The 1,265-nt window shown below is 51.2% G+C and carries 9 tRNA genes and 1 rRNA gene; all 10 read right to left on the reverse strand.

The features are described 5' to 3' along the window. Window positions 1–2: 2 nt before the first annotated feature. Window positions 3–75, reverse strand: a tRNA-Ala gene (locus JJQ88_RS20910). 16 nt (window positions 76–91) lie between these two features. Then, a tRNA-Pro gene (locus JJQ88_RS20915) sits at window positions 92–168 on the reverse strand. A gap of 17 nt (window positions 169–185) precedes the next feature. Beyond that, window positions 186–262, reverse strand: a tRNA-Arg gene (locus tag JJQ88_RS20920). 14 nt (window positions 263–276) lie between these two features. Continuing rightward, window positions 277–365 (reverse strand) — tRNA-Leu (locus JJQ88_RS20925). 12 nt (window positions 366–377) lie between these two features. After that, window positions 378–449: transfer RNA gene (locus JJQ88_RS20930), tRNA-Gly, on the reverse strand. A 6-nt stretch (window positions 450–455) separates the two neighbouring features. Next, window positions 456–540 (reverse strand) — tRNA-Leu (locus JJQ88_RS20935). A 15-nt stretch (window positions 541–555) separates the two neighbouring features. After that, window positions 556–631: transfer RNA gene (locus JJQ88_RS20940), tRNA-Lys, on the reverse strand. Between the two features lie 240 nt (window positions 632–871). Then, window positions 872–947, reverse strand: a tRNA-Thr gene (locus JJQ88_RS20945). 156 nt (window positions 948–1,103) lie between these two features. Continuing rightward, window positions 1,104–1,179 (reverse strand) — tRNA-Val (locus JJQ88_RS20950). A gap of 11 nt (window positions 1,180–1,190) precedes the next feature. Further along, window positions 1,191–1,265 (reverse strand): 5S ribosomal RNA (gene rrf, locus JJQ88_RS21955); the annotation flags it as partial.

The following is a 1,265-nucleotide window of genomic DNA, read 5'->3' on the forward strand; positions in this document are numbered from 1 at the left end:
GGTGGAGCCTAGCGGGATCGAACCGCTGACCTCCTGCGTGCAAAGCAGGCGCTCTCCCAGCTGAGCTAAGGCCCCATATAAATCAGTAACATGGTCGGGAAGACAGGATTCGAACCTGCGACCCCTTGGTCCCAAACCAAGTGCTCTACCAAGCTGAGCTACTCCCCGTTTATAGAGAAAAATAATGGCGCGCCCGAAAGGAGTCGAACCCATAACCTTCTGATCCGTAGTCAGACGCTCTATCCAATTGAGCTACGGGCGCATTCTGTCATTGTGTGGTGCCGAGAACCGGAATCGAACCGGTACGGTAGTCACCTACCGCAGGATTTTAAGTCCTGTGCGTCTGCCAGTTCCGCCACCCCGGCCTGGAATTTAAGAGCGGAAGACGGGATTCGAACCCGCGACCCCAACCTTGGCAAGGTTGTATTCTACCACTGAACTACTTCCGCAAAAAATGGTGCGGGTGAAGGGAGTCGAACCCCCACGCCTCGCGGCGCTAGATCCTAAGTCTAGTGCGTCTGCCAATTCCGCCACACCCGCATATTCAAATGAAAATGGTGAGCCATGAAGGACTCGAACCTTCGACCCTCTGATTAAAAGTCAGATGCTCTACCGACTGAGCTAATGGCTCTCAATATTATTTAATAATTAGCTTGGACTCCACAGCTTTTTATTGCTTATCGCATCTACGATGCTCGAAAGACCTTACGGTCTTCCTCGCAGATTGCCGAGGAAGCATTCCGATGGAGCAAGCAATCTGCTCTACCGACTGAGCTAATGGCTCTCAATATTGTCTAATATCTATCTTTTATTCCACAGCATAATAGTTCTCGCTGTTCCCACCGCTACCAATATTGCGAAGCAAGAGACATGGTGCCGGCGAGAGGAATTGAACCCCCAACCTACTGATTACAAGTCAGTTGCTCTACCAATTGAGCTACACCGGCATCGTGAGTGAAAATATTCAGTTCCCATCCTGAGCTTTGAAAGGTCGTCCTGATCTCAGAAAGCCAAATCAAGTAGCAGCTCGATCAGTACGCTGAAGCTTTTTCAGGAAGTTCATCCGGACGTGCTCTACCAATTGAGCTACACCGGCATATTCATGGTGGAGGATGACGGGATCGAACCGCCGACCCTCTGCTTGTAAGGCAGATGCTCTCCCAGCTGAGCTAATCCTCCATTATGCAATTGCCCGGCGGCGTCCTACTCTCACAGGGGGAGACCCCCAACTACCATCGGCGCTGAGAAGCTTAACTTCCGTGTTC

The organism is Bacillus sp. REN3, assembly GCF_017912555.1.
GTDB lineage: Bacteria > Bacillota > Bacilli > Bacillales > Cytobacillaceae > Mesobacillus.